Genomic DNA, 2,556 nt, shown 5'->3' with positions numbered 1-2,556 from the left:
GTCGAACACCCCGCCGAAATCAGGCCCTGTTTCTCGCCCTTGATGGTCATATAGCCGCAGTTCGCCATGACGGTCCTCCTTGATAAATGGAGGACCAGTCTATTTTCGAGCTTCCCGGCAATATGTAGGACGTGTCCGAAATGAACGCTGCCGATGGCTATTGCTTCATCGGCTCAGAATCATGAACGGCCCGACACGACACAGTGCTATCGCACCGCAGGCACCGAGCTGATGTGGGAGGGGGCTCTGCCCGCGATGAGGCCAGTAGGAATGGTACATAGGCCACGGCTGTAAACCAGTCATCGGATAGCCAGCCCAGAGGGAATCTGTCCATGGAACCGTAGAAAGGGATGTGGCCCTTTTCCAGAAAGTACATATGAAGTGATCCGGCATAAGTGTTATAGGTGATTCGCTATGTTCTACGCCTAAACCAGCAGGGCGAGCAGTGTGGTGTTCATGAGCGTTTCCAGAAAGAAAGGATGGACTTTCTTGGCTGTGCCAGTCGATAACGATCAAAGGTCAGTTTGTGCTTGCGGATTTTTGGGTCGAAGATTTTACGACGGATTCTGGGGCGTCTTTTCCATTCCATAGGTAAGGCAGAGGCGTGTAGCCCGATCATCACCATGGATACCCAGCCTAGAATGTATTCTTCCATGCGGCCATAAAAAAGGATGTTGTTTGTTTTAAGAAAGTCCATATGAATGACGGTGATAATTAAATTATAGGCGGTGGCTATTAAGCATGTGGTTGTGGTGAAGTTTTTTCCTGAGAAATAAAATTTCATTTTGTGTGCGGGTAAGTAAGCGAGAAGGGCAGTAATGAAAAAGGTAAGGTGCTCTAGCAATCCAGTCATTGGCGATGCTTCATCTTGGGCGGTCTTTTATGAATGATTAGGAGAATACAGGCATCTAACGGTTAAAGAGTCAGCGGTGCTTTTGTTATGGTCAAGGCGCTATCTGTCAATGAAGAGCTTGTGTCGGCGGAATGTGGGGTCAAAGAATTTATGCAGACGCCAGCGCCGTTTTTTGCTTTCGCTGGGAATCGCCAAGCCGTGAAAAAATATCAAGGGGGCAGACACAAAGCCTGTCAACACCAAAGCAAGGTTTTTCTGAAAGGGGAGGCTGTCTGGCTCTATGAGGCAAGAGTGAAGCATAATCATGAGGATGGTGTAGGTGAACATGATCTGATAGCGTATTTTGGTATGGCCTCGTCCAGACCAAGCTAACGTTGCCCAGTAGGCTAGAAGGCCGAGGGCTGTTGAGGTGGTTATGATGAGTAGGGAAAATAAGGTATCGTTCATTTTTTTTTTTTTTTTTTTTTTTTTTTGGTGATTTTAGTTTTATTTTTGGAGCTCCGGTTTAAAATCCTTCAGAAGTAAGGGTCAAATTTTCTGCGTTTGAACCACGATTTTCTATGTCTAAGTACAGGAAGTGAACAGGCGTGAAGCACTGTCATGACCATGGAAAGCCAGCCCATGACCGAGTTTTCAGTGGGGCCAATGAAGGGGAGTTGTCCTGTTCTGACAAAGCGAAGGTGAATAAACATGATTGTAAAGTTACAGATGGCTGAGAGCCAGAATTTAAGTGGGGTGTAGTTTTCGCCGGAGAATGCAGATTTGCTCAGGCGCGCAAAGGTATAGAGTGTTATCGAAGTGGCAGTAAAGGTTAAATAGAAACAGGTACTGCTAGTCATTTTTATTTATCTCGTCATATATGATTTTTGTTGTGATGCCAGTGCTTGCCGAGTCGATAAATAGAGAGGCTCCAGAGGCTGTTTTATATCCTTGCGTTAGATCTTTTTTTAAGTAGTGCCACAGCCTCCAGGCATCTGGTTTTGGTACTGTGCGAAAAGCACCATAAGCGGAAAGCCCCATGTCCACTGTGCCATAAGCTATATTTCCTTGGGATTTGCTACCTCCTACAGTTGTAGCGATGTTTTGATAAAGTAATCTGACAGGGCCTTCTGCATCAGAGCGGTCCTCCATAAGATTTCGAGTGTTTTCGAGGGTGTTGTTAACGCCGTGCGTTGCCATTACTGAACTTGTCACGCGACAAACAAGTTTGCTCCCCTTCCCGCATAGCATAAGTGCGGTTGTCATTTGAGCAAAGCCAGCGGCCAAACCGATACTTTTAATGAACAATGCCTCAGAACGATCATAAAGGCTATTTTGTTCATCCTTGATAGCTTTTAGTCCGTCTTCAGGGTTTTTAATTCCCGTCTCAACATCCCTCACAATCCCCTGCGCGTAATAACCCACCTCCCGATTAAACTGCAGCCGCAACATCCCATCCTGAATATGCCGCGCCGATAACGTACACGCTTGCCCTTGCAGCGAAATCGCTGCCTGCTCGACCTCCGCCAGCCCATGCCCGCCCGCCGCAGGCTTCTTCTCCAGCAGCGTCATGACTCGGCACTCCATGACGCATACCCGGTCGTACCTGCCGTATGGTGCGTCCAGATAATGTCGCGGTAACGAATGGCAACATGCTCTTGCGGCTGGGCATCGCCTTGCATCAGCACATGCGGCATATCCAGGGTCAGTTCGGTCAGCAACCC

At 47.8% G+C, this 2,556-nt stretch carries 3 protein-coding genes; 1 reads left to right on the top strand and 2 read right to left on the bottom strand.

Annotation, left to right across the window (positions count from 1 at the left end; translation table 11 throughout):
• Positions 1 to 454: 454 nt before the first annotated feature.
• Complete coding sequence (locus DGA31_RS29335; protein ID WP_109514907.1) at positions 455 to 853, bottom strand: hypothetical protein; 399 nt, start codon at positions 851 to 853, stop codon at positions 455 to 457.
• A gap of 87 nt (positions 854 to 940) precedes the next feature.
• On the opposite strand from DGA31_RS29335, the gene DGA31_RS29740 reads away from it, so the two are divergent.
• Positions 941 to 1,225: a hypothetical protein gene (locus DGA31_RS29740; protein ID WP_152035095.1), complete on the top strand. Its 285-nt coding sequence runs from the start codon at positions 941 to 943 to the stop codon at positions 1,223 to 1,225.
• Positions 1,226 to 1,684: 459 nt separating this feature from the next.
• Here DGA31_RS29740 and DGA31_RS29325 read toward each other — a convergent pair whose 3' ends face one another.
• On the bottom strand, positions 1,685 to 2,404 hold the full coding sequence (locus DGA31_RS29325; RefSeq protein ID WP_161959251.1) for a DUF4225 domain-containing protein: 720 nt from the start codon (positions 2,402 to 2,404) through the stop codon (positions 1,685 to 1,687).
• Positions 2,405 to 2,556 lie beyond the last annotated feature (152 nt).

Origin of the sequence: Pseudomonas ovata, assembly GCF_003131185.1 — a bacterium.
GTDB classification, from domain to species: Bacteria; Pseudomonadota; Gammaproteobacteria; order Pseudomonadales; family Pseudomonadaceae; genus Aquipseudomonas; species Aquipseudomonas ovata.
This window is presented reverse-complemented; position numbering and strand designations above follow the sequence as displayed.

What these genes read in the sequence shown, in the direction of transcription:
- DGA31_RS29335 (WP_109514907.1), bottom strand. Translation starts at nt 853, where the DNA reads ATGACTGGATTGCTAGAGCACCTTACCTTTTTCATTACTGCCCTTCTC.
- DGA31_RS29740 (WP_152035095.1), top strand. Translation starts at nt 941, where the DNA reads ATGGTCAAGGCGCTATCTGTCAATGAAGAGCTTGTGTCGGCGGAATGT.
- DGA31_RS29325 (WP_161959251.1), bottom strand. Translation starts at nt 2,404, where the DNA reads ATGACGCTGCTGGAGAAGAAGCCTGCGGCGGGCGGGCATGGGCTGGCG.